Annotated in this window: 26 protein-coding genes; 19 read left to right on the top strand and 7 right to left on the bottom strand. The window is 59.2% G+C overall.

Going from position 1 to position 26896, the window contains the following annotated elements; genetic code table 11:
* Nucleotides 1–65 precede the first annotated feature (65 nt).
* The 7 genes from BHE01S_RS19500 to BHE01S_RS19470 all read left to right on the top strand — a co-directional run bounded on the left by BHE01S_RS19500 (nucleotide 66) and on the right by BHE01S_RS19470 (nucleotide 8015).
* On the top strand, nucleotides 66–1226 hold the full coding sequence (locus BHE01S_RS19500; RefSeq protein ID WP_042266828.1) for a porin: 1161 nt from the start codon (nucleotides 66–68) through the stop codon (nucleotides 1224–1226).
* Nucleotides 1227–1427: 201 nt separating this feature from the next.
* Nucleotides 1428–1856: a MarR family winged helix-turn-helix transcriptional regulator gene (locus BHE01S_RS19495; RefSeq protein WP_042266826.1), complete on the top strand. Its 429-nt coding sequence runs from the start codon at nucleotides 1428–1430 to the stop codon at nucleotides 1854–1856.
* Nucleotides 1857–1912: 56 nt separating this feature from the next.
* Nucleotides 1913–2128 (top strand): hypothetical protein, encoded by a 216-nt coding sequence (locus tag BHE01S_RS38690; protein ID WP_042266823.1) that lies wholly within the window; start codon nucleotides 1913–1915, stop codon nucleotides 2126–2128.
* Nucleotides 2125–2859: a trimeric intracellular cation channel family protein gene (locus tag BHE01S_RS19485; RefSeq protein WP_042267000.1), complete on the top strand. Its 735-nt coding sequence runs from the start codon at nucleotides 2125–2127 to the stop codon at nucleotides 2857–2859. The genes BHE01S_RS38690 and BHE01S_RS19485 overlap by 4 nt, the downstream gene beginning before the upstream one ends.
* Nucleotides 2860–3149: 290 nt before the next feature.
* Nucleotides 3150–4253: a porin gene (locus tag BHE01S_RS19480; protein WP_084069014.1), complete on the top strand. Its 1104-nt coding sequence runs from the start codon at nucleotides 3150–3152 to the stop codon at nucleotides 4251–4253.
* A 53-nt stretch (nucleotides 4254–4306) separates the two neighbouring features.
* Nucleotides 4307–6838, top strand: a complete 2532-nt coding sequence (locus tag BHE01S_RS19475) for a glucose/quinate/shikimate family membrane-bound PQQ-dependent dehydrogenase (RefSeq protein ID WP_042266822.1) — start codon at nucleotides 4307–4309, stop codon at nucleotides 6836–6838.
* A gap of 139 nt (nucleotides 6839–6977) precedes the next feature.
* Nucleotides 6978–8015: a porin gene (locus tag BHE01S_RS19470; protein ID WP_084069012.1), complete on the top strand. Its 1038-nt coding sequence runs from the start codon at nucleotides 6978–6980 to the stop codon at nucleotides 8013–8015.
* Between the two features lie 160 nt (nucleotides 8016–8175).
* Here the strand turns inward: BHE01S_RS19470 and BHE01S_RS19465 are convergent, their stop codons facing one another.
* The gene (locus tag BHE01S_RS19465; protein ID WP_042266820.1) at nucleotides 8176–8616 is read right to left on the bottom strand and encodes a hypothetical protein; all 441 of its coding nucleotides are present in this window, start codon (nucleotides 8614–8616) and stop codon (nucleotides 8176–8178) included.
* Nucleotides 8617–9223: 607 nt separating this feature from the next.
* Here BHE01S_RS19465 and BHE01S_RS19460 point away from each other — a divergent pair.
* Nucleotides 9224–10549 carry a hypothetical protein gene (locus BHE01S_RS19460; protein ID WP_042266818.1) on the top strand — a complete coding sequence of 442 codons (1326 nt, stop codon included), beginning with the start codon at nucleotides 9224–9226 and terminating at the stop codon, nucleotides 10547–10549.
* A 266-nt stretch (nucleotides 10550–10815) separates the two neighbouring features.
* Here the strand turns inward: BHE01S_RS19460 and BHE01S_RS37905 are convergent, their stop codons facing one another.
* The 3 genes from BHE01S_RS37905 to BHE01S_RS37900 form a co-directional block, all read right to left on the bottom strand.
* On the bottom strand, nucleotides 10816–11349 hold the full coding sequence (locus BHE01S_RS37905; RefSeq protein WP_157025494.1) for a hypothetical protein: 534 nt from the start codon (nucleotides 11347–11349) through the stop codon (nucleotides 10816–10818).
* 575 nt (nucleotides 11350–11924) lie between these two features.
* Complete coding sequence (locus BHE01S_RS19455) at nucleotides 11925–12254, bottom strand: helix-turn-helix domain-containing protein (RefSeq protein ID WP_042266817.1); 330 nt, start codon at nucleotides 12252–12254, stop codon at nucleotides 11925–11927.
* Nucleotides 12255–12642: 388 nt separating this feature from the next.
* Nucleotides 12643–13053 (bottom strand): hypothetical protein, encoded by a 411-nt coding sequence (locus tag BHE01S_RS37900; RefSeq protein ID WP_157025492.1) that lies wholly within the window; start codon nucleotides 13051–13053, stop codon nucleotides 12643–12645.
* Nucleotides 13054–13199: 146 nt separating this feature from the next.
* On the opposite strand from BHE01S_RS37900, the gene BHE01S_RS19445 reads away from it, so the two are divergent.
* The 9 genes from BHE01S_RS19445 (at nucleotide 13200) to BHE01S_RS19410 (ending at nucleotide 20543) form a co-directional block, all read left to right on the top strand.
* Nucleotides 13200–13448 (top strand): hypothetical protein, encoded by a 249-nt coding sequence (locus BHE01S_RS19445; RefSeq protein WP_157025489.1) that lies wholly within the window; start codon nucleotides 13200–13202, stop codon nucleotides 13446–13448.
* Nucleotides 13448–15331 carry a replication endonuclease gene (locus BHE01S_RS36105; protein ID WP_052405992.1) on the top strand — a complete coding sequence of 628 codons (1884 nt, stop codon included), beginning with the start codon at nucleotides 13448–13450 and terminating at the stop codon, nucleotides 15329–15331. The genes BHE01S_RS19445 and BHE01S_RS36105 overlap by 1 nt, the downstream gene beginning before the upstream one ends.
* Nucleotides 15328–15591 (top strand): ogr/Delta-like zinc finger family protein, encoded by a 264-nt coding sequence (locus BHE01S_RS19435; RefSeq protein ID WP_042266810.1) that lies wholly within the window; start codon nucleotides 15328–15330, stop codon nucleotides 15589–15591. The genes BHE01S_RS36105 and BHE01S_RS19435 overlap by 4 nt, the downstream gene beginning before the upstream one ends.
* Nucleotides 15588–15800, top strand: coding sequence for an ogr/Delta-like zinc finger family protein (locus BHE01S_RS19430; RefSeq protein WP_042266807.1), 213 nt, complete (start codon nucleotides 15588–15590; stop codon nucleotides 15798–15800). Before BHE01S_RS19435 ends, BHE01S_RS19430 begins: the two co-directional genes overlap by 4 nt.
* Before the next feature lie 75 nt (nucleotides 15801–15875).
* The gene (locus tag BHE01S_RS19425; protein WP_042266806.1) at nucleotides 15876–16517 is read left to right on the top strand and encodes an AAA family ATPase; all 642 of its coding nucleotides are present in this window, start codon (nucleotides 15876–15878) and stop codon (nucleotides 16515–16517) included.
* A 95-nt stretch (nucleotides 16518–16612) separates the two neighbouring features.
* Complete coding sequence (locus BHE01S_RS19420) at nucleotides 16613–16855, top strand: hypothetical protein (RefSeq protein WP_042266805.1); 243 nt, start codon at nucleotides 16613–16615, stop codon at nucleotides 16853–16855.
* Between the two features lie 68 nt (nucleotides 16856–16923).
* On the top strand, nucleotides 16924–17613 hold the full coding sequence (locus BHE01S_RS36100; RefSeq protein ID WP_052405991.1) for a DUF2971 domain-containing protein: 690 nt from the start codon (nucleotides 16924–16926) through the stop codon (nucleotides 17611–17613).
* Nucleotides 17614–18060: 447 nt separating this feature from the next.
* Nucleotides 18061–19047 (top strand): reverse transcriptase domain-containing protein, encoded by a 987-nt coding sequence (locus tag BHE01S_RS36880; RefSeq protein ID WP_084069010.1) that lies wholly within the window; start codon nucleotides 18061–18063, stop codon nucleotides 19045–19047.
* A 2-nt stretch (nucleotides 19048–19049) separates the two neighbouring features.
* Nucleotides 19050–20543, top strand: coding sequence for an ATP-dependent nuclease (locus tag BHE01S_RS19410; protein WP_084069009.1), 1494 nt, complete (start codon nucleotides 19050–19052; stop codon nucleotides 20541–20543).
* Nucleotides 20544–20660: 117 nt separating this feature from the next.
* Here BHE01S_RS19410 and BHE01S_RS19405 read toward each other — a convergent pair whose 3' ends face one another.
* Nucleotides 20661–20957, bottom strand: coding sequence for a hypothetical protein (locus BHE01S_RS19405; RefSeq protein ID WP_042266804.1), 297 nt, complete (start codon nucleotides 20955–20957; stop codon nucleotides 20661–20663).
* A gap of 779 nt (nucleotides 20958–21736) precedes the next feature.
* On the opposite strand from BHE01S_RS19405, the gene BHE01S_RS37895 reads away from it, so the two are divergent.
* Nucleotides 21737–22612, top strand: coding sequence for a hypothetical protein (locus BHE01S_RS37895; RefSeq protein ID WP_157025487.1), 876 nt, complete (start codon nucleotides 21737–21739; stop codon nucleotides 22610–22612).
* 229 nt (nucleotides 22613–22841) lie between these two features.
* On the opposite strand, the gene BHE01S_RS19400 is transcribed toward BHE01S_RS37895, so the two are convergent.
* Complete coding sequence (locus BHE01S_RS19400; RefSeq protein ID WP_042266803.1) at nucleotides 22842–23909, bottom strand: phage portal protein; 1068 nt, start codon at nucleotides 23907–23909, stop codon at nucleotides 22842–22844.
* On the bottom strand, nucleotides 23906–25669 hold the full coding sequence (locus BHE01S_RS19395; RefSeq protein WP_042266802.1) for a terminase ATPase subunit family protein: 1764 nt from the start codon (nucleotides 25667–25669) through the stop codon (nucleotides 23906–23908). The genes BHE01S_RS19400 and BHE01S_RS19395 overlap by 4 nt, the downstream gene beginning before the upstream one ends.
* A gap of 153 nt (nucleotides 25670–25822) precedes the next feature.
* Here BHE01S_RS19395 and BHE01S_RS19390 point away from each other — a divergent pair, with 153 nt between their 5' ends.
* Nucleotides 25823–26890 carry a GPO family capsid scaffolding protein gene (locus BHE01S_RS19390; RefSeq protein WP_084069007.1) on the top strand — a complete coding sequence of 356 codons (1068 nt, stop codon included), beginning with the start codon at nucleotides 25823–25825 and terminating at the stop codon, nucleotides 26888–26890.
* Nucleotides 26891–26896 lie beyond the last annotated feature (6 nt).

Here is a 26896-nt window from a genome sequence, read left to right as displayed (position 1 = left end):
CGTCGATGGTGCCGGCTGCCTGATTTCGATGCATTAACCCACCGCCCAATCCGGAGCTTGAAAACATGAAAAAATCGCTACTCGCCGCGGCACTCCTGAGCGCCTTTGCTATTTCCGCGCACGCGCAAAGCAGCGTGACCCTCTACGGTCTGATCGATACCGGTATCGTCTACACGAACAACCAGTTCGGCCACAGCAACTGGCAGATGAACAGTAGTTCCACGCAGAACACGGTGTTCGGGCTCAAGGGTTCGGAGGACCTGGGCGGCGGTCTGCACGCGATCTTCAAGCTCGAGCAAGGCTTCCTGCTCAACAACGGCGCACAGGCGTTCTCGGGTCTCGGCTTCGGTTCGCAGGCGTGGGTGGGCCTGCAAAGCGATCCGTACGGCACGCTCACGTTCGGCCGCCAGTTCGACGTGATGAACGACCTCGTAGGCCCGCTCACGGCGGAATTCAACACGTGGGGCGGCAACCTCGCGGCCCACCCGTTCGAGAACGACAACCTCGCCGCGAATTCGGTGGTCGTCAACAACTCTGTCAAGTACGCGAGCCCGACCTTGTACGGCGTGACGTTCGAGACGATGTACTCGTTCAGCAACAAGGCCGGCGACTTCGCCAACAACCGCTCGTACGGTTTCGCCGTTTCGTATAGCCAGGGTCCGCTGAACCTCGCGGCCGGCTACCTGCAGTTCAACAACGCGGGCAACGGCAGCGGCGCGGTCACTTCCGGCGACACCAGCGCGAACTTCCTGGCGGAGCGCCAACGCGTCTGGTCGCTCGGCGGCAACTACACGTACGGTCCGGCCACGGTGGGTCTGGTCTGGAGCCATTCTCAGATCGACAACGCCGCAGGCGTCTACTCGTTCGGCACGGGCACCTATCTCGGCGCGAACGACAACTCCGCCGGCTCGCTCGCCGGTTCGCTGCGTCTCGACAACTTCGAAGCGAACGTGAAATACGCGCTCACGCCGGCATGGAGCGTTTCGGGTGCGTACACGTACACGCACGGCGCCTACAACGGCACGAACCCGGGCTGGAACACGGCCATGCTGCAAACGGACTACGCGATCAGCAAGCGCACCGACTTCTACCTCGAAGGCGTGTACCAGAACGTGCACGGCGCACCGCAAGGCTCCGTGCTTTCGCACGCCATGATCAACACGCTCTCGCCTTCGTCGACCGATACGCAGGTCGCCGTGACGGTGGGCATGCGTCACGCATTCTAAGTCGATTCGGCGATGACTCCGGCGGGCACCTGTCCCCGCCGGACGCTTCCTCCTGCGCGGCGGGCTTTCCCGAAAACGGGAGCCCGCCGCGTTGTCACAACTGCGCCCGCTCAATCGTGCTTCCGCCGAATCCATATAGTTGAAATCTTCAACTATTTGGCTATACTGGCGTCCAGCTAGCGTACGGATGGGAGCACGCATTTGTATTCAGATTTCCTCACCTTCAGGCTCGATCAAACGAGCGCGCTGCTGATGGAGCGCGCCAACGCGGTCTATCGCGAGCGCTGGGATCTCGACGTGCGTGCCATGCGCGTGCTGCGCATCATCCGCGCCGAGCCGGGCATCACGCCCAAGGCCGTATCGCAGCGCGCGCTCATCGAAAAAACGCTGCTTTCCAAAACGCTCGGCGAACTCGAATCGCGTGGCCTGATTGGCCGCGGCACGCATGCGCAGGACCGGCGCAGCGTCGTGCTGCGCGTCACGCCCGAGGGCGCGAAGGTGGCGAATGCCTCCGAAAAAGCCGGCTCGAAGCTCGAATCCGAACTCGCCGCCGTGCTCACCGAACACGAGCGCAAGACGCTCGACCTGTTGCTCGCCAAGCTTGCGCAGAGCCTGATCGACGGTGTTTGAGATCGCGTCGCGCACGCCGCACATTGCACAATGAAATACGCATGAGGGAGTCGTCCATGCCGAATCTGGTCGAAACCGCGGCACCCGCCATCGACGCGCTGTTGCCTGAATTCGAAGCGCTCTACAAGCATCTGCACCAGCATCCTGAACTCTCGACGCAGGAGCGCACGGCGGCGCTCGCGCCAGTGCTCGACCCCACCTTGCGCGCCGGCCTCGAAGCGATGCTGTGCGCGGCCGCCGCGTGGCTTGGCCGCGCAAGCGAGGCGGCGTGAGCGGGGCACTCGGGGCCCACGTGGGCGCGCATCTCAACGCTCACGCGGCCTATACGGCACTCGACCTGATCGGCACGTTCGCCTTCGCGATCTCCGGCGCCGTGGCCGCGCGGCAGCGGCGGCTCGATCTGTTCGGCATCGTCGTCGTGAGCTTCATGGTGGCGTGCGGCGGCGGCATCATCCGCGATCTGTGCATCGGCGCGGTGCCGCCCGCCGGGCTCGCGAACTGGGCCTATCTCGCGGTCACGCTGCTGGCTACGGGACTGACCATTGCGGCGTATCCGCAGGTGCGGCGGCTGCGTCATCCCGTGCTGCTGTTCGATGCGATCGGTCTTGGACTCTTTGCGGCGGCGGGTGCGCAGAAGGCGCTCGCATATAGCCAGAGCGCGGAGCCGGCCATCATCCTCGGCATCGTGAGCGCGGTGGGAGGCGGCGTGATGCGCGACGTGCTGCTCTCGCGCGTGCCCGCCATTCTCGAGCGCGAGATCTATGCTTCGGCCGCACTGCTCGGGGCCTGCGTGCAGGTGGGGCTCACGTATGTGGGCTGGTCGGCGTTCTGGACGCCCTGGGTGGCCGTGATTTCCTGCGTGGCATTGCGGCTGGCCTCGCTCTATTTCGGCTGGCGTTTGCCGGTTTTTCACGCTGTGCGCGCCAACCATCGGCAGCCGGCGCAGGGCGGCGACGCCGCAAAGCTCGGCGGCAAGGCAGATTCGCGGCACGACGCGCGCTAGCGTCGGTCACCTTACGCCGCCGGATCGAACGCCTGCGCGATGCGCCGCGCATGGCGCGGCGCGGCTCGGCACGCAATATGCGCGACGCCACCGGCGCCGTCGCGCCGGTGCAACTCTGTACGTCGTTTGCCGACCAGCCAAAATACGGCTTTTCTCACCACGCGCTATGCTTTTTGGTGCGCGATGCGGCCGGCGTGAGACCTGGGACGCCGGCTGGTCCGCACGTTCAACCACGCGATCCGCCCCGGCATGGACCGGACCAGGAAAGAAGACTCCACGAGGGAGCCATAGTGAAAACGACGCTGGGCGCAGTGGTGCTGCTCGCCGCCAGTTCGGCCGTGAGCGCACAATCGAGTGTCACGATGTATGGCCGCGTGGATGGCGGCATCGAATACCTCAATCACATCGCGAACGGTAACGGCGGCAGTTCGACCCGCTGGAGCGCCGAAGGTGGCGACTGGGGCACCAGCATGTTCGGCCTCAAAGGCACCGAGGACCTGGGCGGCGGCAGCGCCGCGATCTTCAACCTCGAAACCGCCGTGCAGATCATGAACGGCACCACGGGCGGCGGCCGGCTCTGGTCGCGCCGCGCGTACGTGGGTTTGAAGAACGACACATGGGGGCAACTGCAAGCCGGCCGTAATCTCTTCATCGACAGCGACGGTGTGTGGGCATTCGATCCGTTCGTGCAGCAGGCGGTGTCGTCGGCCTCGCTCGTGCGTGGGCGCAACTGGCAGCAAACGAGCAACAACGTCGAATATCACAGCCCGGTGTGGAACGGCCTCGACGTGCAGGGCCAGTATTCGTTCGGCAACCAGCCAGGCAACTTCAACGCCGGCGCCGAAGGCGAGTTCGGCCGCTCGGACGGCATCATGCTCTCGTATCATTCGCCGCTTTTCGATTTGCGCGGCATCTACGACGAACTGCGCGATTCGAGCGGGCGCTTTTCCAACATCTTCACGGCCTCGCGCGAATATTTCGTGGGCGGCAACCTGCGCGTGCACAAGTTCAAGATCCAGGCTGCGTACACGCATTACTCCGCACCCGATTCGCCGCCCGGCATCTCCGATACCGCCGACCACTACTGGCTGGGCGCGACCTACGAGGCCACACCGAAGTGGGCGGTGACCGCCGCGGGTTTCTATATTCACGTGGGCGAGGGCGGTGGCGACGCCTCGCACGACCCCGCGAGCCACGCCATGCTTTACGCGCTCGGCGCGACGTACAACCTGAGTGCGCGCACGTTCCTGTACGGCACGGTCGCTTATGTGGACAACAGCAAGGACGGTACGTTCTCCGTGTTCGCCACGCCGCGCGACTCGAGCACGCCGACCAGCCCCATGGCTGGTCAATCGCAAACGGGCGCCTACGTCGGGATGATGCACGTGTTCTGACGCCACGTTTTTTTCGCCATCGCAGACGGCATTCTTCGAGGAAGGTTGAGATCATGGCCAGACTATCGAAACCGCTGGGCTTCATCGGCGTCATCTCCGTACTGTTCACATTGCTCACGGCGGTGTATCTGCTGGCTGGCGGCGCGTGGCTCGTTTCGCTTGGCGGCTCGCCGTACTACGTTGTGACGGGCGTGCTGCTGCTCGTCTTCGCGTGGCTGCTGTGGCGCGCGAGCCCCTCTGCGTTCGTGCTCTACGCGATCGTGCTGATCGGTACGGCGATATGGGGCCTCTGGGAGTCGGGGCCGGACTTCTGGGCGCTCGTGCCGCGCTCGGGCGTGCTGGTGGTGTTCGGCATCTGGCTGCTCGTGTTCATGAGCTGGCACCTGGAGCGCCCGCGCCAGTTCGGCGTGATTTCGCTCGTGGTCGGGCTGCTCGTGTGGGGCGGCGTGCTCGTCTATGCGCATTTCAACGACCCGCAGCAGATCAACGGCTCGCTCGCGGCGGTCAGAGCCACGCCCGCGCCGAACGTCGACGGCATCGAGCCGTCCGAGTGGCCTGCCTATGGACGCGACCAGCAAGGCACGCGCTATTCGCCGCTGCAGCAGATCACGCCCGAGAACGTGCATAACCTCCAGGTGGCCTGGACCTTCCGCACCGGCGACACGAAAGGCCCCAACGATCCGGTCGAGATCACCAACGAGGTCACGCCGATCAAGATCGGCGATCTGCTTTACCTGTGCTCGCCGCACCAGATCCTGTTCGCACTCGACGCGCAAACGGGCGAACTCAAATGGAAGTTCGATCCGAAGCTTCAGGCCGACCCCTCGTTCCAGCACGTGACCTGCCGGGGCGTGTCGTTCGTGGATCTTTCGGCGGCATCCGTGAACGCCGCGGCGGCGGACCTGGGAGCGACGGCAACGACGCCCGTGGCCGCGTCGGCCGCTGCGGCGGCTTCGGGCGCCGAGGCGGCTGCGCCAGCCAGTGATCCCGCATCGGCCACGCAAGCCGCTGCGCCCGCGAGCGAACCCGTAGCCGCAGCAACACCTGCCGCCGCGAACGGTACGTGCATGCGCCGCATCCTGCTGCCCGTGAACGATGGCCACCTCTATGCACTCGATGCGCTGACGGGCGAACGCTGCACGGGCTTCGGCAACAACGGCGACCTCGATCTCCAGCACGCCATGCCGGTCACGACGCCGGGCATGTACGAGCCCACTTCGCCGCCCATCGTGACGAACAAGGTGATCGTCGTGGCGGGCGCGGTGGAAGACAACTTCTCGAACCGCGAGCCCTCGGGCGTGATTCGCGGCTTCGACGTGCGCACAGGTGAACTGCTGTGGGTATTCGATCCGGGCGCGGCTGACCCGAACAAGATTCCGGGGCCGGGCGAGCACTACACGTGGAATTCGCCGAACTCGTGGGCGCCGGCCGCCTACGATGCGAAGCTCGACATCGTTTATCTGCCCATGGGCGTGAAGACGCCGGACATCTGGGGCGGCGACCGCACGCCCGACCTCGAGCGTTACGCAACGGGCCTGCTCGCGCTGCACGCGTCGACCGGCAAGCTCGCCTGGTTCTACCAGACGGTGCACCACGACCTGTGGGACATGGACCAGCCCTCGCAGCCCACACTGGCCGACATCACCGACAAGGACGGCAAGACCGTGCCGGTGGTCTATGCGCCTGCGAAGACGGGCAACCTGTTCGTACTCGACCGCCGCACGGGCGCGCTCGTCGTGCCCGCGCCCGAAATGCCGGTGCCGCAGGGCGCGGCGCCTGGCGACCACGTCTCGGCCACGCAGCCGTTCTCGCAGCTCACGTTCCGGCCGACGAAGAATCTCACCGACGCCGACATGTGGGGCGCCACGATGTACGACCAGCTCATCTGCCGCGTGATGTTCCACCAGTTGCGCTATGAAGGCACGTTCACGCCGCCTTCGCTGCAAGGCTCGCTCATTTTCCCGGGCAACCTCGGCATGTTCGAGTGGGGCGGCCTCGCCATCGACACCGACCGGCAGATCGCGGTGGCGAACCCCATTGCGCTGCCGTTCGTTTCGCGGCTCATTCCGCGCGGGGTGGGCAATCCGATCGAGCCGCAGCCGGGCGCAAAGGGCAGCGGCACGGAGGCGGGTGTCCAGCCGCAATATGGCGTGCCTTACGGCGTGACGCTCAATCCGTTCATGTCGCCGATCGGGCTGCCGTGCAAGCAGCCGGCATGGGGTTATATCTCCGTCGTCGACCTGAAGACCAACCAGATCGTCTGGAAAAAGCGCATCGGCACGACGCGTGACAGCTCGCCGATTCCCGTGGCCTTCCGCACGGGCATGCCGATGCTGGGCGGCCCGATGGTGACGGCGGGCGGCGTGATCTTCATCGGCGCGACGGCGGACAACTATCTGCGCGCCTTCGACGTGAACAACGGCAACCGGCTCTGGCAAGCGCGATTGCCCGCGGGAGGCCAGGCCACGCCGATGACGTACGCGGTGAACGGCCGCCAGTTCGTCGTGATCGCGGCGGGCGGGCACGGCTCGTTCGGCACGAAGCTCGGCGATTACGTGATTGCCTACGCGCTGCCGAAGCAATGAGTCACGCGCGGCCGCCCGGCAGCACAGGGCCGCCGCGGCTTACGGGATTCCCGCGCGGCGGCAGGCGACAAGCACGGCACCTGCCGCCATTCATGCAGCATGCGACGCACCGCTCGTGCGCCTCACCCGCTTTTCCCTCATGAATCGAACATTGCGCGCGGCGCGCGCCTGGGCGGTGTTGTCTGCGGCAACCTTCGGCACGTTGCACACCATAAGCGCATACGCGCAAAGCTCGGTCACGTTGTACGGGGCACTCGACACGAGCATCGAGGTGACGAACCCGGGCGCGGGGTGGGTCGCGCGCATGGACTCGGGCGCGTATCGCGGCTCGCGATTCGGGCTGCGCGGCGTGGAGGATATCGGCGCCGGCATCAAGATACTGTTCGAGCTGGAAAACGGCTTCGGCTCCAACGACGGCACCTTCGCCGTAGCCAACACGATCTTCAATCGCCAGGCGTGGATAGGACTCGGCACGCGGTGGGGCACGGTGCGCGTGGGGCGGCAATACTCGCCGATCTATATTCCCTTCAAGGGACAGCTGGACGCGTTCGGTGCGGGCACGATCGCCTCGGGCCTCAACAATCTTTCGAAGATCACGCCTTACGAAAGCAACGCGATCACGTATCTGTCTCCCGACATCTACGGTTTCTCGACCACGCTGATGGCCTCGCTGCGCGATGCGTCCACGGGTATCAACGGGCTGGCCGGCAACATCGAAACCGCCGAGTGGCGGCGCGGACCATTTCGCGTGTCCTATGCGCATCAGCAGCAAAACGGCGATGGCGCGCTGCGAGCCAATCTGGGAGGCATGTCGTACGTGCTCGGGCCGGTGACCGGATTTCTCGCGTACTTCAACGGCGATGGCGGCACGCCGCGCAACCACAACAACGGCGTCTCGATCTCGGCGCGCTATGCGGTCACCTCGCGGTTTCGCGCATCGCTCGGTTACGCCTGGGTGCATGATCTCTCGGGCGCCGACAACGACGCCGACCAGTTCAGCGCCGCGTGCGAGTATGACCTCTCGAAACGCGTACTGCTCTACGCGAGCGCAGGGTGGCTGCGCAATCGCGGTGAGGCGACGTACACGCTGCGCGGTGTGAACGTGACCGGCCTGCCGCCGTCCTGGCCGGGCGCGCCTGTGCGCGGTGTGCAGTTTGGCATGATCGACCGCTTTTAAAGCGCACCCGTTGTGCCGGATTCGACTCGCTGAATCTCGTTCTCGATCGCGTGCCGACTGGCATTGTCGGCCGCGACGGCGTCGGCAAAAGCATGTTCGCGCAACGGGCGCGGCTTGCCCGGGCCGCTTGGCGGCGTTTGCAGTGCGGGGATCGGGTTGCCTAGTCGAAGGCCGTGCAGAGGCGCTCGATCGGTGCCGCGATCAGTATGCAGATCGAGAAAGCGAGACCGAAGGTGAAGGCCACGGAAGTGGCCGCGCCGCACCATGCGATGAAGCGCCTGGCGTCGCGCTTTTCGGGCGCGACGTTGGCAATCTTGCGCCAGGCGCGGCCCGCAGCGTAGGTGATGGCGAGCGCGAGCATGAGCGCGCAGACCGAGGCGACGCCGAGGATCCACTGCGTGCCGTGCCAGCCTGGCATCGGATCTTGCGCGACGGCGTCGGCGCAGGCCGTGGAAACGAGCGTGACGCCGAGCGCCAGATGCAGCAGCCAGATGAGCGGCACCGCACACAGACCGAGCCAGCCGGCGGCGCGCTGTGCGCGCGTCGGCTCAAGGTGTGAGCCGGCACCGGGTGGCTGCCTGGATGTATGGGCGGACGCCATGGGTTCCTCCTGCGAGGCGGCACGGATTGGTGGCGCAGGAGGCGTGCCTGGTGGAGTGCCGAGCAGGCTGCGAATCTGGCGCGCACGTCGAATCGTGGCGTGCAGCCGATGAATCTCCCACAACAGTTCAAGTACAGGCAACTGCGGGCATTCGTCCCAGATTTCGGCAGGCGGGCAGCGGTGAGCGGCGGGCGGTAAACGGTCGGCGTGGCGTGCACGCACGCGGCGACGGCGACGCAGGGCCAGAAAGTGCAGCCCCCGGCGCACTTCTAAAAAGGCCCGCCTTGATGCAGGCGACCGGCCCGAAAGACCTGCTGCCAGTAGGGCGCGGCTGGCTTCAGGTGTCTCGAAGTTAACGCACGGAAACGCAAAAACGAATATCTGAACAGGCTAAAGCTTTCCAATTCATTGCCGTTTACTTTCGTATTCGAATTTTCACCTGACGATTCAATTGGCATCATGGGCTCCTGGAAGCATCAATGAGAGCACTTCGATTGCGTCCCTGTGACAGTGTTCCAGATTGCGTGCCCCGCCCGAGCCGGCGCGCGCGGTTCTCATCGAGTTCGCTCATTCATAACCAATCACCACCAGCAGAGGAAAACAAGTAGTGAAGAACAGCAAACTCAATACGCCGATTACGAAGGTCGCACTGGGTGCAGTTTTGTGCGCAGCGCTTGTTGCATGCGGGGGCGGCAACAGTAGCGGTAGTGGCTCGCCCTCTACCTCCACCAGCACCACGACCGGCGTAGCGGCAATCGGCTCGGCCATCGTTGGCGGCACGGTGTCGTTCACATGCGCTTCGGGGGCAACAGCATCGGCCACGACGGGTTCGGACGGTACATATTCTGCAAGGCTGAAGACCGCGGATTATCCTTGCGTCGTGCAGGTTGCGGGAGGTCAGGCCAACGGCATAGCACTGGCATCGTCGCTTCACTCAGCCGCAGCTTCACCCGGCACCACAAACGTGACGCCGCTGACCGATCTGATCGTTGGCGTGCTCGGTAACGGCAATGCATCGGCGCTTGATGGCGCTGCGTCGGGCGTCCTGTCGAGTGCTATCACGGCCGGAAATCTGTCGAGCGCGCTGGCGAAAGTCCAGGCGGCAATCGCAACGCTGCCGGGCAGTCTGACGCTTGCCAATGGCTTCAATCCGCTGAACTCACAATTCAGCGTGGGCGATGCCAATGACGCGCTGCTGGATCAATATGCAACGGCCCTTCAGGCTGCTGGTCTGTCGCAACAAGATGCCGCAACGAAGGCTGCTTCGGGCTCGGCACTGACCCAGAAAACCTATTCGGCGACGGCCTACACGACACCTGGTTTTACCGCAATGACGATGGGTGCGTCGGTGAACCTTGACGGTACGTTCGGCATCTCACTGGACGATCCAAATCGCGGCTCGTTCTCGGCACAAGCCAGGATCGATTCGACCGGCGAAGCAACGTCGTTTGTCAATGCAGGCAAATTCTCGGGCATCGTTAGTCAACTAGGCAATCGGATCGGTGAGCTTTGTACGGGAAGCACAGCAGCGACGCAGCTCACCCAGTACGCGTATGCATCGGGTGAACTGACAGCTGTGACCGATCCGGCCGAACTCAACGGGAAAACCTTCGTCGAGTATGAAAATTGTGGTCTGTCCGGGACCACGACGGTCGATTCGAGCGGTACGTATACCTTCAGGGAAGCCGGATCGAACCAGAGTGATCCCGGCATGCCTAATTTCTTCAGCCATGCGTTCACCAGCAGCGGATATATCGACGGCAATGGTTCGAACACAGCCACCGTTCGCGCCAATGCCTACAAATACGTCGATCAGAATGGCCATACCACCTATGTGTACGTGGAGGTATCGAGCAAGACCGGCAGTACGCAAGCCATCATCGACGGCAATTCGAACTTCGTCCTGATCGGCGTTCAGCAACAGCCGATATAATCGCCCGCCAGATAGCCGCCTACCGCTGAACCGAGGTAGGCGGCTATTGCGCGGATAGCGAAAGTGGCCTAAGTACGGATTTAGTCTCCCCCCATTTCACAAACTTGCGGGCCGCCATGCCTTTCAGCCGCTCGTTCGAAATTGCGTGCAGGGTTGCCCATGCGAGGTCCGTCCAGTCGGCATCGAACTGCGGGCGCATTGACTGAAGCGATGCACGAGCGGCGCGAACAGGGCTGGCACGCGCAAACGATCGAACAGATCAGTTCTTAACCCTGGTAATACATCTCGAAAAAATGCTTACAGTATTCGCACGGTGTAAGGTATGCGGTTTCACTCGAAGCTACGCAGAGGTGAAGGCCCATAGTTGTTCCTGCGGGGAAACCAATAACGCACAAGCTAACGAAGTTCACGTTAAGAGAATACATTCTTGCAATAAGCTTTGGCTCCGCGCAGCTCGCCTTACATTGACCAGCCTGTGTTTTATTTAACTTATGACAAAGCGTTACCCTGCCGTAGCCCTTCATGCGGTCACGCAGAAGACCTGCGATGGTGGAGTAATTGCCGCCGCAAATTCTGTTTGTAGCATCAAGCAGAGCCGCTGAAAACGCTACGTAAACGTTATCTTGACCGTCAATCGCGACAGCTATGACTCCCTCTGTTGTAATTCCCCTGGATTTCACAAAGGCAAAGACAATATTCGCGAGTGCGTCGGTACGGTCGTTAGGGCCGGGAAATGGCGCGTAATCTTCACTGGTTTTTTTCCCGACATACGACGTGTCGAGAGAATATGTCCTGTCCATGGATGCTCCTGACTCGATCAAGTTTTGGAAGCGAGGGGAGGGCCGCGAGACAAGAAAGACGGAAGCACGATCTGCACCTCGCGCGTTGCATTCCTTGCTACGAATCGTGAGACAGTCTCGAAATCATACATCGATTTTTTTCGGATTTTCGACTATTTTGCGTACCTAATCGTTTAGGAAAACTTCGATTCAAACTGGCTATCTATTTCGCATACCCACCTATGATGGCGCCGATTCAACGCATGCGCTCAAGTGATTACGAGGGCCGACTGCGGCAACTCCATCATAGAGAACGCCTTACTTTTTGTGGTGGGCGGGTGGGCCAATATCCGTCCACTGACAACCGGAGCACCAAGCTGTCGGCAACCCAGTGACAAGCACGCGCCACCGCACCAACACATCCGAAAAAAACAGGCGCAAGATCTCGATGCGGTGCCACGGAATTGGCAAACGGCAGGCGATGTAGTTCCGTACGGTGCGCGTGCAGCACCGGAGTTGTAGGCTATCAATTCGTTAGTTTTTTATTTTACATAACATAAAAACTAGTCGTTGCAGAGGCTAACTTTTAGCTGGCGTTACACCTGTGGGAGCCAAGTCCCACAAGCGTTAGCGGGTAGCGCCAGCAGGCGAAAACCCTTGGAAAATTTTTCCCAAGCCCCCAGCCAAATGGTCCGCACGTCCTGAGTTTTCGCACGCTCGTAAGCAGCAGCGGCGATCACTTCCATCGGGTCAATCGAGCACGCCTCCGCGATCTTGAGAGCGGTGGTTTCGTCGAAATGGCTGCGACCTGCGCGGTAGCCGCTGATTGTCGAAGCGCGAATGTTGAGCGCCTTCGCCAGCGCGTAGTCCGATTCAACGTGAAGGCATCGCTTCGCGTCATCGAGATAATCGACGGTTCCTTTCACTTTGTAACCCCTTGAAAATTAACATCAACCTTGCGGCGTAGAGTAGTTCGATATTCGAGAATATGCAACGTTCGAGGGTTACGAATCGTTCGAGAGTCTTGACATAGTTTTAGGCCTCGAACTATGCTTCGCCAGTCGCCCCGGCAACTGGCCCTCAACCCCGCCAGTGCTGGATTTGCTACCCGGCCGCCGGGGCGATGTTTCTCAAAAACATCGTTCTCGGGGTTGAATCGGGGGTAGCCAAATGTCTGTGTCTCAGCAACACATCGTTACACGTCTCACCACTTCGCAACGGCCTGATGTGCGAAATAAGGGTCTGGTTGTCCCCGATGCTGAGAGGGGTGCTGGCGAAATTCGCCACCACAAGCAATCCGGCGAACAGCTAGGCTCAGCCGCTGAATTCCGTATCACCCAGGCGGATTTCCTTCAAAGCGCGGAACAGCTCATTCGCGAGCACAGCCGAAAAGAGGCTTTCATCGGCGCGGTACGCGTCGCGCGCGGTAGGCAGGGCGGTCATCAACGCAATATGCATCGCCTCACGCTTGGATGGATCGTCAACGGCCGCGGTCAGCGCAACATCAAGCACGTTCATCATGACCTCGCCGAACGACTCAATTACAGCCTGAGCGACCTCTGTCACGTCCTTCATCGTAGCGGGACGGTCCGAAATCAAATCCTTGTTTCGCAGCACAGCTTTTACTCCGGTTCGGGTGAAACGCATATTTTGCGTCAAGATCGGCCGCGTCACGCCCACAAGTGCTGGTGTCCGGGGGGCAGAAAGCCTGTCGCGCCAATTCATCCCTCCGCGCTCGGCGGCTACACCATTGAAGGCCCGTTCTATCGTCGCCAGTCGCGCCTTGGACAGGCTATCGACCGCTTCTTCTACTGGCTCGGCGCCTAACCGCTATGCGTACGTCAACCGCGTTCGGGGAAATCGGATATCGCGTGGAGGATGGCGATATCGGCTATGCGGGCGATACGCACCTGTCGTTCAAGCCGCAGGCGGCGCCGAGCGTCGCGCATATCCGCGTCACGGCACGCGGTGACGCGGAGCTCTCCCGCATCAAATCCATTCTCACCACCACAACGAAGACAGCGCACGGCGCGGGACAAAGCACGACCCCGCGCCGTTTGAACGTGACGCCTGACGCCTACTGGGCTGCAATCTCCCGCGCGGTGCGGGGCTTCGCGTAATGGTCGGCGCCAACGACGTATGGGCCGCTGGGCTCGTCGCGCCGTTCCCGCGTCGCTGGCAGGCGAACATGATGCGTGAGTGGGATCGCCGCCGCTCGACATTCAACCCGAAGAAGGCCACGGCCGAGAACGACGCGCAGCGCTTTGCCAATGTTGGACTGCGCGAGACTGTCGCGGCTCTTGCTGGCCATGCTGTGAGCGATGAACTGCCGCTCGACGCGCTCGACCATGACGTGATCGCACATGCGCGCGAGTGCGCCGAACAGGCGCGCGTGCGCTTGCTGTCGCTTGAGGCATGGCAGGAAGCAGGGCGCTGCGCCGCGCGAGCCGCGGGCATGTCGGTGCTCGAGCTGACACCACTGGAAGCGCTCGAAGCACGCGCGATGCTCGCCGACTTCTGCGTATCGCGCGGAGTGGCGGCCGCCGCTGGCCGCATTACCGACGAAGGCGCGGTGCGTCGCATGATCGCGCCGAAGTGGTGGACGATGCGCATGCGCCGCGCGCACGCGCGAGCCGTCGAAGCGGCCGCAATCGACTTCGGCCTCGTGAACCGTCTGCGGGATGTGTACGTGTCCAATGAAGGGCTCGCCGCGCGCGAAGCGCAGAATGCGCGCAACGCCGCGATGCTCGAAACGACGGTCGCGCATAACCTCGACACTGACCAGGAATTCACGCTCGCCGAGCTGTCGGCAAAGGGACCCGCAAACAAGGCCGTGCGCCGCGCCGAGCTGATGACGCGCATTGCAGGTTTCGAGCGCATCGCGATTGCCTCGGCCCATGCAGGCCTATTCCTGACAATCACCTGCCCGTCGAAAATGCACGCGTTCAAGCTGGTCGGGCCGGAAGGCCGCGAAAAGGCTATCCGCAACAAGAACTACGACGGCACGAAGCCCGACGAAGCACAAGCGTATCTGCGCGGCGTGTGGGCTTGCATTCGCGCAGCGCTCGCACGACGCGGAATCAAGCTCTACGGCTTTCGTATCGCCGAACCGCAACACGACGGTACGCCCCATTGGCATCTGCTCGTTTTCTACCCCCCGCAGCACGACAAGACCGTTGAATCGACTGTACGCCGTTACGCGCTCGCAATGGACGGCGACGAAGCCGGCGCGCAAAAGAAGCGCTGCGACTTCAAGCGCATGGACGCGGCACTTGGCACGGCCGCCGCCTATATCGCGAAGTACGTCGCGAAGAACATCGACGGCTACAAGCTCGACAAGGATTTGATTGGTAATGACGCGCTCGAAACGTCCGCGCGCGTGGAAGCGTGGGCATCGCGCTGGCGCATTCGCCAGTTCCAGCAGATTGGCGGCCCGCCGGTGACGATCTGGCGCGAGCTGCGGCGCGTCGAATCCGTTCCGGCCGATGCGCCCGCGCATGTGCGCGCGGCGCATAACGCCGTGAACCGCGTCGCGAAGTTCGAAGGGCGCGAGAACGCGTCCGTTGCATGGGATCACTACGTCAACGCGCAAGGCGGCGTGCATTGCGGCCGCGATTACCTGGTGCGTCTCGCGACATTCCGCGACGGCTCACGCACGGCCTACGGCGAGGAAGCCGCCGCGAAACCAGTCGGCATTGAGTATTTCGAAGTCGCCAAGGTCCGCGACGCGATTGGCAACTGGATTGACGTGATGCCGCGCACGGTCACGATTGATTCGAAGCGCTTCCGTTGGGAAGTGGTGCGCGCCGCAACGCGCGCGGAGGTTGTAGGTTTTGAGCGCGCGCAGCGCGCGCCTCGGACCTGTGTGAATAACTGTACGCGACCGGCCTCGAAGCCGGCATTTGACCACCACGCGGCCGCGCCGACCGATACAGATTCCGACGCCGTGGCCCTGAATTTCGCCGGGGGCGGCGCTATTTGTACTGACGGGAGACCGGAATGACGACCATGAAAATCGATTGTCCTTGCTGCGACGGCGAAATCGACGCGAGGCACACGGAAGGCCTGTCCGACACGATGCGCCGCATGTATTTCGTCTGCGATGACTGCGGCTATCGCACGCCGGCCGGATTCGAAATCCTGTTCTCGCTGTCGGCGTCAGCGAAGCCGCGCGCCGACATTGCGCTCGAAGTGCGGCCTTCGCCGATGCTGCGCGGAGGCGTCAATGCGCGCACGACTGCGGCGCTCGCGAGGGCGGCATGAGATTCACCATCAAATGTCCGCACTGCGGGGCGCGCGGCATCGCACGGTCGATTGAGAAGGTGTCGCCAACGTCCTGGCTTCTCGATTTCCAGTGTGACGACGTGACGTGCGGTCACACCTACCGCACGCAGCTCGATATGTATCCGCCGGAAACGCCGATACCGCGCCGCGAGCGGCGCGATACGGCCGCACTCCAGTTCGACGAATAGGCGGACGGACGCAATGCAATCAGGCCGATATCAAGTCGATATTGGCACTCTGTTTTCATCATGCTCGGGGAGCAAATGGCAAAAATCGTTGTAGTCGGAAATTCGAAGGGCGGCACGGGCAAATCGACGAGCTCGTTACAGTTCTCGATCGGGCTCGCGCGCGAAGGCGCGCGCGTCTGGATGGTTGACGGCGACCGACAGGAAACAAGCCTGACCGCGATCACCATGCGGGCCGAGAGCGGGTGGCCGCCGATTGCCGCGTCGGCCTACGCCAACGGCGCCACGCTGCGCGCCCAGGTGCTCCAGCAGCGCGACGCATACGATTTCGTCGTGATCGACGCGGGCGGCCGTGATTCGAGCGCGCTGCGCGCGGCGCTCACGGTCTGCGATGCCGTCGTCATTCCCTGCCTGCCGCGCACTTTCGACGTGTGGGCTATGCAAGACATGGTGCAGCTCGTCGACGAGGCGCGCGCCGTCCACGATCTGAAAGCCTTCGCGTTCCTGAATTCAGCGGACGCCAACGGCGCCGACAACCGCGATGCGGCCGCCGCGATCTCGGATTTCAAAGAAGTCGAGCTGCTGCCGTACCGCCTCGGGCGCCGCAAAGCCTTCGCGAACGCGAGCGGCGCCGGCCTGCACGTCGAAGAAATGCCGCGGCGTGACACCGTGGCCTGTGCCGAAGTCGACCGGCTCACGGCTGCGGTGTTTGGTGCGTAAGGCAATATCGAAAAGAAATCTATTCGATACCCGTTCGATATCTAGTAGATACCTAGTCGATATCGACTAGGTATCGGAAAGGGAAGGGCGAAAATATGACGATCACGAAACGGCCCGCGAGCGGCGGCTATGCGGAGAGCGCAGATAACTTTATCTCGCGCGCACCAGACGCTGCGCACGAACAGACGGCCGAGCCAGCGCGGCGAAGGAAAGAGGTGATTAGCCTAGGCGTCGATGGGACGCTGCTCAGTCGGCTCGACGCGCACGCCGTCAAACTCGGGCTCTCTCGCGCCGCCGCGATCAATCTTGCAATGGCACGATTCCTCGACGCCGAATAGGCGCTGGGCCACCACCACCAATCCTCGATGCGCAATAATCGTGGCATTCGTGACTTCATGAACTGCGCATGCGCCTCTACCACTACACGAAAGCGTCTTATGCCTTGGAAACATTACGCACTGGACATTTGAAGGTTGCGACGCTCAAGAACCTGAATGATCCGTTCGAATTGCTTTCGCTAACCTTCGAAACAAAGGACGAGCGAAAAATTCAGCGTAAATTGAAGGAATTCTTGGAGCCCCAAGTCGGGCTTTTGTGCCTTAGCAGGTCAAGTTCAGAGCCTGTCATGTGGAGTCATTACGCAGATTGCCATCGGGGAATGGTTCTGGCGTTCGACACAGGCCCCGAGGGCGTACATCCGGTCTCGTATCGCAAGACGCGCAAACCATACAGCCTCGATGTAGCTCGCCATGCAGCGCCGCAGCTTGAGCCGGTGCTCCTCGAAACTTTGGTAACGAAGTCGAGTTCGTGGGCCTACGAGCAAGAGTGGAGGAAGTTCATTTTTGCCAAAGACTGGATCCCAAAGGATGGGCCGAACATGGGGGCGCAGGGGCCTGTAAAACTACAGTTCTACGATTTCCAGAAAGACATGAAACTGGTGGGAGTGCTCATAGGTCCCGACTGCTCGACTACCGTCAGTGACGTGAAGGCGGCTTTGGCGGCCGGCCAGTTATCGGCATCCGTTACAAAGACACGGCGGGCTTTTAAATCCTTTGGCGTGGTGCGAGATCGATCCGGAAAACGCGCGTCTCCGTGAAAAGAGCGCGGCGCGGCCTAGCACTTCCTCTGACCCACTGACTCACGCTTTCGCCCGAAGACGGCGGCCGCAATGCCGACGCGCGCATGGTGCCTGGACTACCAGCGGGAGCGTACGTGCCCCAATTCATCGGCCGAAAGACTCGATGTAGCCTCGCCCTCGGCTTGCGTATCTGTATTGATCTGTCGTATAGTAGGATCATGCCAGCGACCAGGAGTATCCTCCGGTCCGAAGTCTGGCCTCTACCGGGTCTGCATATATTTACGTGTGGGCGACGCCTTAAATTTAAGGGGTCGCCCATTTCGTATGTGCGCGGCACGGCGCTCCGTCCTATCTCATCTCCCTTTCCGCTCCGTTTGCCGCTTCGGCAGCACGCTTTTGCTCGCAGATTGTTTTGTGCCTATAATCAGCAACTTACGTTTAGTTTCTACGCGGGCTTTATCGAAAATGACAAAAAAACCATTGCGAGTGCTTTTCGATGCGATGTACCACAACAAGCAAAATTTTGATGATTTTGCGACGGGTGAAATCGATCGTCATTTTACAAAAAAAACAATTAAAGATGACGCAGGAAAAGAGCGTTTGGTTTTTATTACGGACAGGACTTTAAGAAAATATCATTCGTTTCTTAATTTATTTATATTCAATCGACTACCTGTAAATGAGGGTGTGGTCTTTTCTTATAGAAAAGGCACAAATGCTGCCGCCGCAGTTCGAATGCATGCGGGGAGTAAACATTTTTATCAGGCAGATTTTTCTAATTTCTTCGGAAGCATCACTTCAGATATCGTTCGTCAAATCATAATAAACGGCGAAGATGTGCTTCCTATTGCTGACACAAATCAGTATCTGGATCGAATTGTCGATTTGGTTACGGTCGATGGTAGATTGCCAATGGGCTACTCCACCTCACCTGTGATAAGTAATGCCGCATTGCTATTATTTGACAAAGAACTTGCGCGCTATTGTCAAAGCAAGCAGCTAGTGTACACCCGATATTCTGATGATATTATCATTTCATCAGATGAGAAAGAACCGCTCATGGATATGAGTCAGGTAATAGCAGATACCCTGTCAGATTGTGACTATTATGATTTGAGGCTGAATGAAGAAAAAACAAAAATCAGCAGTAAGGGTCGAAAAGTAAAAATACTTGGAATGGTAATTCTTCCAAATGGGCAAGTCTCACTCGATGCCAAAATGAAGAATCGGATTGAAACGCTTCTTCATCTATACGTTAACAATCAAGACAGACTCTCCGATGCCACAAAAATCGATTTTGAAGATAGTGTGGTTCAGTTATCTGGGCTTTTGAATTACGCGAACACAATTGATCAAGATTATCTTGATAAACTTCGGCGAAAATATGGCGTTACGGTTGTCGACATATTAATTCATCAACCTAAGAAAACGGATTCGAAGAAGGCAGAGTGACGATGGAGATATACATTCAAATAGAACATGTCCAACACATCGTCAGTGCCTGCATAGCAGTTCCGTTTGACGGCCATCAGCTATTTTGCATAGTCGGAAGAAATGGCGTTGGAAAAACGTCGATCGTGAAGGCAATCCGAAATCTTCGGGTTTCGGATACATATAAAATCACGTCAGATGAGAGTATTTTCTCGGAGCGCAGTCGGATTGTATATAAATATGGCGCACGCGAATTCGAGTACACGTACGACCCAAACATTCATGGCTTAAATAGTAGATCGATTGTCCCGCGAACGCTTCGGGAGGAAATTGAAGTTGAATTGCCCATGCCATTTGGGGAGCGTTTTAATTATTTCAGGACGATTTGGAGAAACGACGCGGAAATACGGCAAAACGTCGTTCTGGAGAATTACTCAAAACCAGAGGAGCTTATCGAACTTCTGTCGCATATATACGGAAGTGACAGATTCGATAGTCTGCGTGAAATAAACATAAATGGGCGGCAGTACTATTGCATCATCTTGGAGGGTAGTCGCTATATCAGAGAGGACTATTTCAGCTCAGGTGAGTATTTTGTCATTAGCTTGTATCGGAAAATAAAAAACAAGAAAAGACTAATCGTCATTGACGAGATTGATATCTCCCTAGATGCGGCCGCACAAGTTCATCTCATTAGTAAACTCAGGGATTTTTGCAAAAAATACAAAGTCAACATTGTCTTTACGACTCATTCGCTTGCAATGATGCAGATGTTGAATCCCGAAGAATTGCTGTACGTCGAGAATTCCGACGGGAATATGGAGCATCGAAATGCGTCGTACAACTATGTGAAGAGTCGACTGTTTGGTTTCTCCGGTTGGGATCGATATATTTTGACCGAAGATTTGATGTTGAAGAATTTCCTAAATCATATTATTGATAAATATATAAAAAACGTCTTCTTCAAATATAGAGTGATTAACGTTGGGGCCGCCTCAAATACGGTTGATCTTATGAGGCGAGATGCAAAGGAGCATTATTTCTCTGAGACGGGAAAGGTTATTGTTGTGCTTGACGGCGACCAAAAAAATGAGCCATTTGTAAAAAATTTAGGGAATATTTTGTTTCTTCCGTTTGCGAGTGTCGAGAAAGAGATTTTCTCGGATTATTCAAAGGGGAAGTTAAAAAAACTTCCGTCCTGGTGGAAGGGTGATATTAGCAAGTTGGATGGTAAGGGATTGTGTGACGCCTTGAGAAAGGCAAAGCTTTACTCGAATCATCAGCTTTTCGATTACCTGTGCGAAAAATATCGATCGGATATAGGGAGGCTTGTGTCGAATATAGATAAATTCCTTAACATTAATTCTTCCGAAGAGGAATCGTTGGAATTAAGTGATGAAAATTATGATAATTTTCAGGCGCCTCCAAACACATCTATTTTCCGTCAAACGTGGGATTACGTCTGCTCTTCGTTACGTAAGTTAGTCAACGCGCTTAAAGTAAGAAGTTCTCGATGAGTTTGCCTTCACGAAGAAGGTAAATTCAAGATAACTCTCAGAAGGATGAAAAGGGCCCTGCGTGGTAACACGCGGCGGCCTTTGCGTTTGCATCGCGGTTTTCAAGTCTGCACAGACTCACTCTTTCGGGGCCGCTCGACTATCAACGATCCTGTCAATTACGGCCTGTTGGCGCGGCGTGGGCTTGTCCGTCAAGCATGGCTCGCGGTCTAGCTCACGCTCGAAGCAACTCCAGACGGTCGAAGGCACCACGCCCGATCCGCCGGGGCCGAGCAGGCTGCGAATCTGGTGCGCGCGTCGAATAGTGGCGTGCAGCCTATGAATCTCCCACAACAGTTCGAGTACGAGCGGCTGCGGGCATTCATCCCAGATCTCGGCAAGGCGGGCGGCGGTGAGCGGCGGGCGGTGCGGCATGGCATTGACTCGAATCTAATACTGTACGGATATACAGTATAGCGGTGCGCGGTTGTATCGTGAGGAGCGGCGGCCGACGTGCCAGAAGGCGTCAGGGCACCCAGCACTCTCGGGGCGGGACTGGCTTCGGTAGGGCGGCCGGAGCGGCGTGGCGGGGCTGGCAGGCCGCCGGGCAGGTGATACGGGGCCAAGGTGGGGAGCGCGTGCGGGGCGACGCAGGGTGGAAAAACGCGGTCCCCCTCCCCGCCTGCACGCTTCTAGACGAGCTTGTTTTGACGCAGGCTGCGAACGGCCGGCAAGTCGCGCAACCAGTGGGGCGCAGCCGGATTTATACGCGTCACAGTTAACGCACGTAAACGCGAAAAAGTCGCACTTTGTGTATTTTTCCGTCTTTTCGCACGCGGCGGACGTGGGCTCAGGGAAAAAATGCAAAAGAATGTCCCGTGCGACGCCTAACATCCACGATCGCGCCAGCAGTGGAGGCAAACGGAGTTCGTGAGACTGACCGAATTGTGTCGCGCCGGGTGTGGGAGCGACGAAACGGCTGAACCCGGTCGAATGTCGCCAGTTGGCGCAAGCGCATCGCTGGACTTCTTCCCATCGATACTACGGATTACCCGAGGATCCACCAACATTTCGCGGTTACAGCTTGTGGATTCGAAGGCAATTTGAAGTATAATGCGGCGGGCTTGCGGTGTATGGGTACATACTTACCTTGAAAGAACCATGTTCCGTTAAAGTAAGAGTAGAACGTTCAAGTCGTTCCAAGCCCTCAAAAAATGCAAATAAATCATACACGCGCGCGCATCGCTGCAAAAAAGCTCCTCGGCGACACGAATCAACTCCTTATAACATTGCTCATTGGCGTAGAAGGAGTTCGTACCGGTAAGGTGGTGAAAGATGAGAGCTTTAAGGTTAGCTGGAACCCCAAAGATCTAAATTCGACCAGCCAACGTGCAAGAAGATTCGCACGCGCAGCCGCACTTTCGTGGGCCGTCGATGCGCTTGATGCATACCTAGGCGACTTGGCAGATAGATCCATCTACGACCTTTCACAGCTATCCATACCGCTCAATGATCAGCTAACGAATCGATCAATCTTTGTAAAATTAAATTCGATTACGAGTGCAATCGCATTGCCTATAGGTTTCGAGCTTTCCTTGGTACACCTCGCCATCCAATGGAGGAATAATTTAATTCATTTTCACGCTGAAAATGAGTTAGAGAAACAATATGAAACCTTCATTAAAAATAATTTGATATCCGACGAGTCAAATCCAAATAAATTCGGGAATTTGAGTGGTCGCGATTTGATCGAAGAATTCAATGATGGCAAACATCCAAAATTTAAAGGCGTTGCCGCCTTTATTAAATCCATTAATACATTAATTGAGGTTTTGGATGCGGCTGTAGCCCAGAAAATAACGGTTCCAGCCTACGTAAAAGGTTTGCTAACAGATTCGGTGAAACAGAAAGACGGCAAGGCGAGTTTTTCGAGAATATGGGGGGAGCCCATTAAAGAAAAAAGGATGCGGAGCATTTCGTCTTTACTGAATTCTTTGGGCGTTGGCGTTAATTCTCTAGACCCCGATTTTATGTTCCTCTCTGAAATGTCCGTCAGACAAATGCAACAATATTTGTCTTTGACAGATTGAGTCGCCCTCGCTCTGATCTGGCGACTCAGAAGTCTTTTTGCGGCGACATATGGTATATCGACGCGACAGACCAGTAGCCGGTGTTGCTTGGAGCCGAACTTCAACGTGGCATTGTCCCGAACGAAAGAGACGGGTCAACCTCGGCCGGCGTCCCGCGCACCTGCCGGGGCGTCAACCCCGGCAGTCACATCGAATCCGTCATCCCAGCCTCACAAACTTCGGGCCAGTCTCACGAATTCCGTTTCCCGACTGATGGCTCGACTAGATCGATGCCATACGGCTCGAACCTCACAATTTCATCGCCTGCCCATTCGTTGAATGCGAGAAATTGTGACTGGAGCGGTGTGATTTCGTTGCGACCGAACACTTTTGCAGCTGTGTCAGCTGCCCCAAAGCCACCTGTATTGCTCGGCACGATGCCGAGCAGCTGCGGAGGCACGCGATGGGCCGCAAGCAGGTCGTCGCGCGTAATATTCTTGATGTTGAAAAACTCGTCTTTCGCGGCGACTTCCGACACAGGGATAAGCTGAATTCCGTCTTTCTTGCCTTGTGGCGCGTAGTAAAACAGGTTTCGGAAATTCCCCGGACCCTTCGCGCTCTTCAATGCTGAGCGCAGCTCGTCGATATCCTCCTGCTTTTGCGCTGGGTCGGTCACGTACAGGATGAACCCCGCGTGACTGCCGTTCTCGTAGTAGCGCCGGCGAAACAGCGTCGACGATTCATTCAGCCATGCAGCGTGCAGGGCGCCCAGGTACTCCGGCAGGCCGTACACCTCCTGATTGATGTCCGGTTCAATCAGGTGATGAACCGAGCCCGCCTCGAACTCGTGAACGGCTTTCCATCCGTCTGTCTGGACATAGCTCTGCAGGTCGACACGCCGGCGCACGTATTTCGACGGTGGCGCCGCGAACTGCAGCGTTCCGCCTAGCCTGTTTTTCTCCCGGCTTAGATACCCGTTGCCGAACATCAGGAAATCGAGCGCCCAACGCCTGAACGTGTCGCGCGAGAGCAGCTTGTGAGGGATGAATGTCGACGCGAGCACGTTGCGCTTGAAGTAGAGCGCCGATGCGTGATGCGTGCCCGCGCGAAACGACTTCGCGAGCCCCGACCAGCTGATCGGCGGTTCATACCATCCGTTGATCTGCACCAGCTCGGCATAGTCCAGCAGCTCGGCACGGTTGAGCACAGGCATGGGGTCGCCGAACGTGAACGCTGTCGCCGGCGCGGCGCACGATGCGGCCGCAGCGGCCGGCGTGGTTTCGCGAGCGAGCTGCGCGCGCTTGTGTCTTGCCTTCATGCGGATATCTCCATAAAGCCGGTATTCCGGGCCGCCATGCCTTCCAGCGGCTCGTTTGAAATTGCGTGCAGGGTTGCCCAGGCGAGGTCAGCGTGTCCGGTTTCCTCGTTGCGGCCTGCCTCATAGGTGACCTGCCGGCCGCTCGCCGTCACGGTCTTTTTGATCGCCATGAAAGCGGCCGCGAGGTCTGTCCAACCGGCATCAAACTGCAGGCGCGCATTGCCGACGACAGAGAGCCCCTTGAGCACGAGACGGCCCTTTACCTCGGGCGAGTAGTTGAACGCGACCACGGCCGGATAGAACTGCTTCGCGAGCTGATAGACCCCCTGGCCTATGCCGGTCGTGTCGATCGCCATATACGCGACGTTGTAGCGTTGCGTGATACCCCGGATAAACTCGGCCTGCGCTTCAAAATCCATGCCGCGGAATTGATGCTTTTCGAGCACGCGCAGCGGGCCGCCTTCAACCACGGGCGGCGCGACGACAACGCAGCCGGCCGAGTCGCCGGAAAGGGCTGGGTCATAGCCGACCCATACGGGCCGATGGCCGAACGGCCGCAGCGTGAGCGGTTCGAAATCGGTCCATTCCTCCCACGAGTCGACCATGCAGCGCTGCAGGTTCGCCAGTGTGAATATCGACGCGGTATCGTCGATAAACTGGCACATGAGCAGGTTGGCGTATTCCTCGGCGCTGTATTCGAGCTGCAGCTCAGCGAGGTCGAACAGCGTGCAGCCGAGCCGAGCAGCATCTTCGACCGTGACGATCTGCCGCCATTGCCTGTCTTCGCACAGCCGGCCGCTCGCGAGCGCCGTGTGCGTCGCATCGAAGTGAATGTGATCGGCCTTCGCACGGCCGCGATTGATATGCTCACCGCTCCAGAACTTGTACGCCTCGTGACCGATGCTCGAAGGCGTCGAAAAGTACGTCTTGCGCCAATGCTTATGCATGGCCATGCCTGAAGCGACTTTGTTGAGCGCCGTGAATTTCGGCACCCAGAAATATTCATCGAAATAGAAGTTACCGTGATAGCTCTGCGCGGTTCGAGCGTTCGTGCCGAGAAAGTAAAGGATCGCCTCGTTAGGCAGCACGATAGGGTCGCCGCTCAGGTCGACATCGGCCGCCTCGCGCGCAAACTGCGTGATGTACTGCTTGAATACGTGCGCCTGCGCTTTGCTCGCCGATAGAAAAATCTGGTTCCGGCCCGTGTTGAGCGCATCGACAAGCGCCTCGCGTGCGAAATACCACGTCGCGCCGATCTGCCGCGATTTGAGAATGTTGCGCGTGCGCTGATCGCCGTTTCGATACCAGACCTTTTGATAGTCGAACAGCGAGTCACGAAACGCTTCGTTGATCTTTTCGATCTGCGCTTCGCTGAACGCATTGCGGCTTCCTTTTTTCGGTCCCTCGTTGCGCGCCGCGATGTTCGGGTTTAGATCCGATTCCTTTCCGGTCTCCCCGTATTTCCTCACCCGTGCAATGCGTTCGAGCTGCCGCATGAGCAGATCGATTTCCTTGTAGTCGCCTGGGTCCTTCTTTTCCTTCGCGATGAGCGCATTGACGCGCATTTCGGTTGTCAGCTCGATCGTGTCGATCGGCGCGGCCTTGTCCCAGCTGTCGCGCTGCTTCCACGTTTCAACCGTCGATCGTTTCAGCTCCAGATGACGGGCGATCGACGACACGCGCCAGCCCTGCCAGTAGAGGGCGCGTGCGGCCTTCTTCGGGTCCGCGGCTGCAGTCGTGATGTCGGTAGTTTCGAGCATGGCAGAAGCGTACCGGTCCGTCGCACGCGCGCGCAGAACCGCGATTTGTACCCGGCCGCATCACGTTCGCACGTCGTTGTGAGTACAACCTCCACACGGCACCATACATAAAACAAGAAGCAACCCAAACATTCACCTGTCGGAGTACATACGATGTTCAAACGCAAGTTGTCGCTCGTGGCTCTCGCCGTTGGTTCGATGGCCTCGCTCATTGCGCTTGACGCGCACGCCGCTACGGCCACGGTGTCGGCGATCGGCGCAGGCCTGCAACACGGCGACATGCTCGCCAGCCTCGGCACCGCAGGCGCCGCGATCGGCCTCGGCATCGGCTCGACCTCGAACGCGGACGGCAACCACGCCAGCACGTCGAAATGGTTCCGCGTGGCCGTCGAAGGCGCGACGACGGACGGCCGCAACATTGAACGCGAATGGATTCAGCAGATGGCCGCGCAGTACAACACGGCTCTCTATGGCGCACGCGTGAACTGCGAGCACATTCGAGGGTATGCGCCCCTGTCCGACACGAACCCGTTCGGCGCGTATGGCGACGTGACCGCGCTCAAGTCCGAGCAGGTCGTCGACGGCCCCCTCAAGGGCAAGCTCGCGCTGTACGCGCAGATCACGCCGACGCAGGCGCTGCTCGACCTGCAGAAGTCGCGCCAGAAGCTGTACACGTCGATCGAGATCAACTTCTCGTTTGCCGACACGAAGCAGGCCTACCTCATCGGCCTCGCTGTGACCGACAGCCCTGCGAGCCTCGGCACTGAAATGCTCGCATTCGCCGCCGGCCAGGGCGATAACAGCCCGCTCAAGGCGCGCAAGCAGGCGCCCGACAACCTGTTTTCAGCCGCCGAGGAAACCGTGATCGAGTTCGAGCCCGTGACGCAAACGCCGGCGGGCGCCGTTGCCGGCCTGTTCCATCGCGTGGGCGAAATGCTCGGCTTCGTGAAAGAGAAGGGCGCCACCGACGACAAACGCTTTACGGACATCACGCAGGCCGTCGAACTGCTCGCGACGTTCTCGCAGGAACAGGCGAAAACAGTCCAGACGTACGCCGCGAAGCTCGACGAGCTGCGCGCCGAGCTGGACACCGAAAAGGCCGCGCACGCGGACACGTCGAAGAAGCTCGGCGAACTGACCGCCACGCTTTCGACGCAACCGGGCGGACAGCAACGGCCGCCGGCAACCGGCGCGAACGGCGTCCAGAAAACCGACTGCTGATCGCAC

The sequence above is a fragment of the Paraburkholderia heleia NBRC 101817 genome (assembly GCF_000739775.1).
Classification (GTDB): Bacteria; Pseudomonadota; Gammaproteobacteria; order Burkholderiales; family Burkholderiaceae; genus Paraburkholderia; species Paraburkholderia heleia.
Note: the sequence above shows the minus strand (reverse complement) of the source record. Positions and strands in the feature narration are given on the sequence as shown.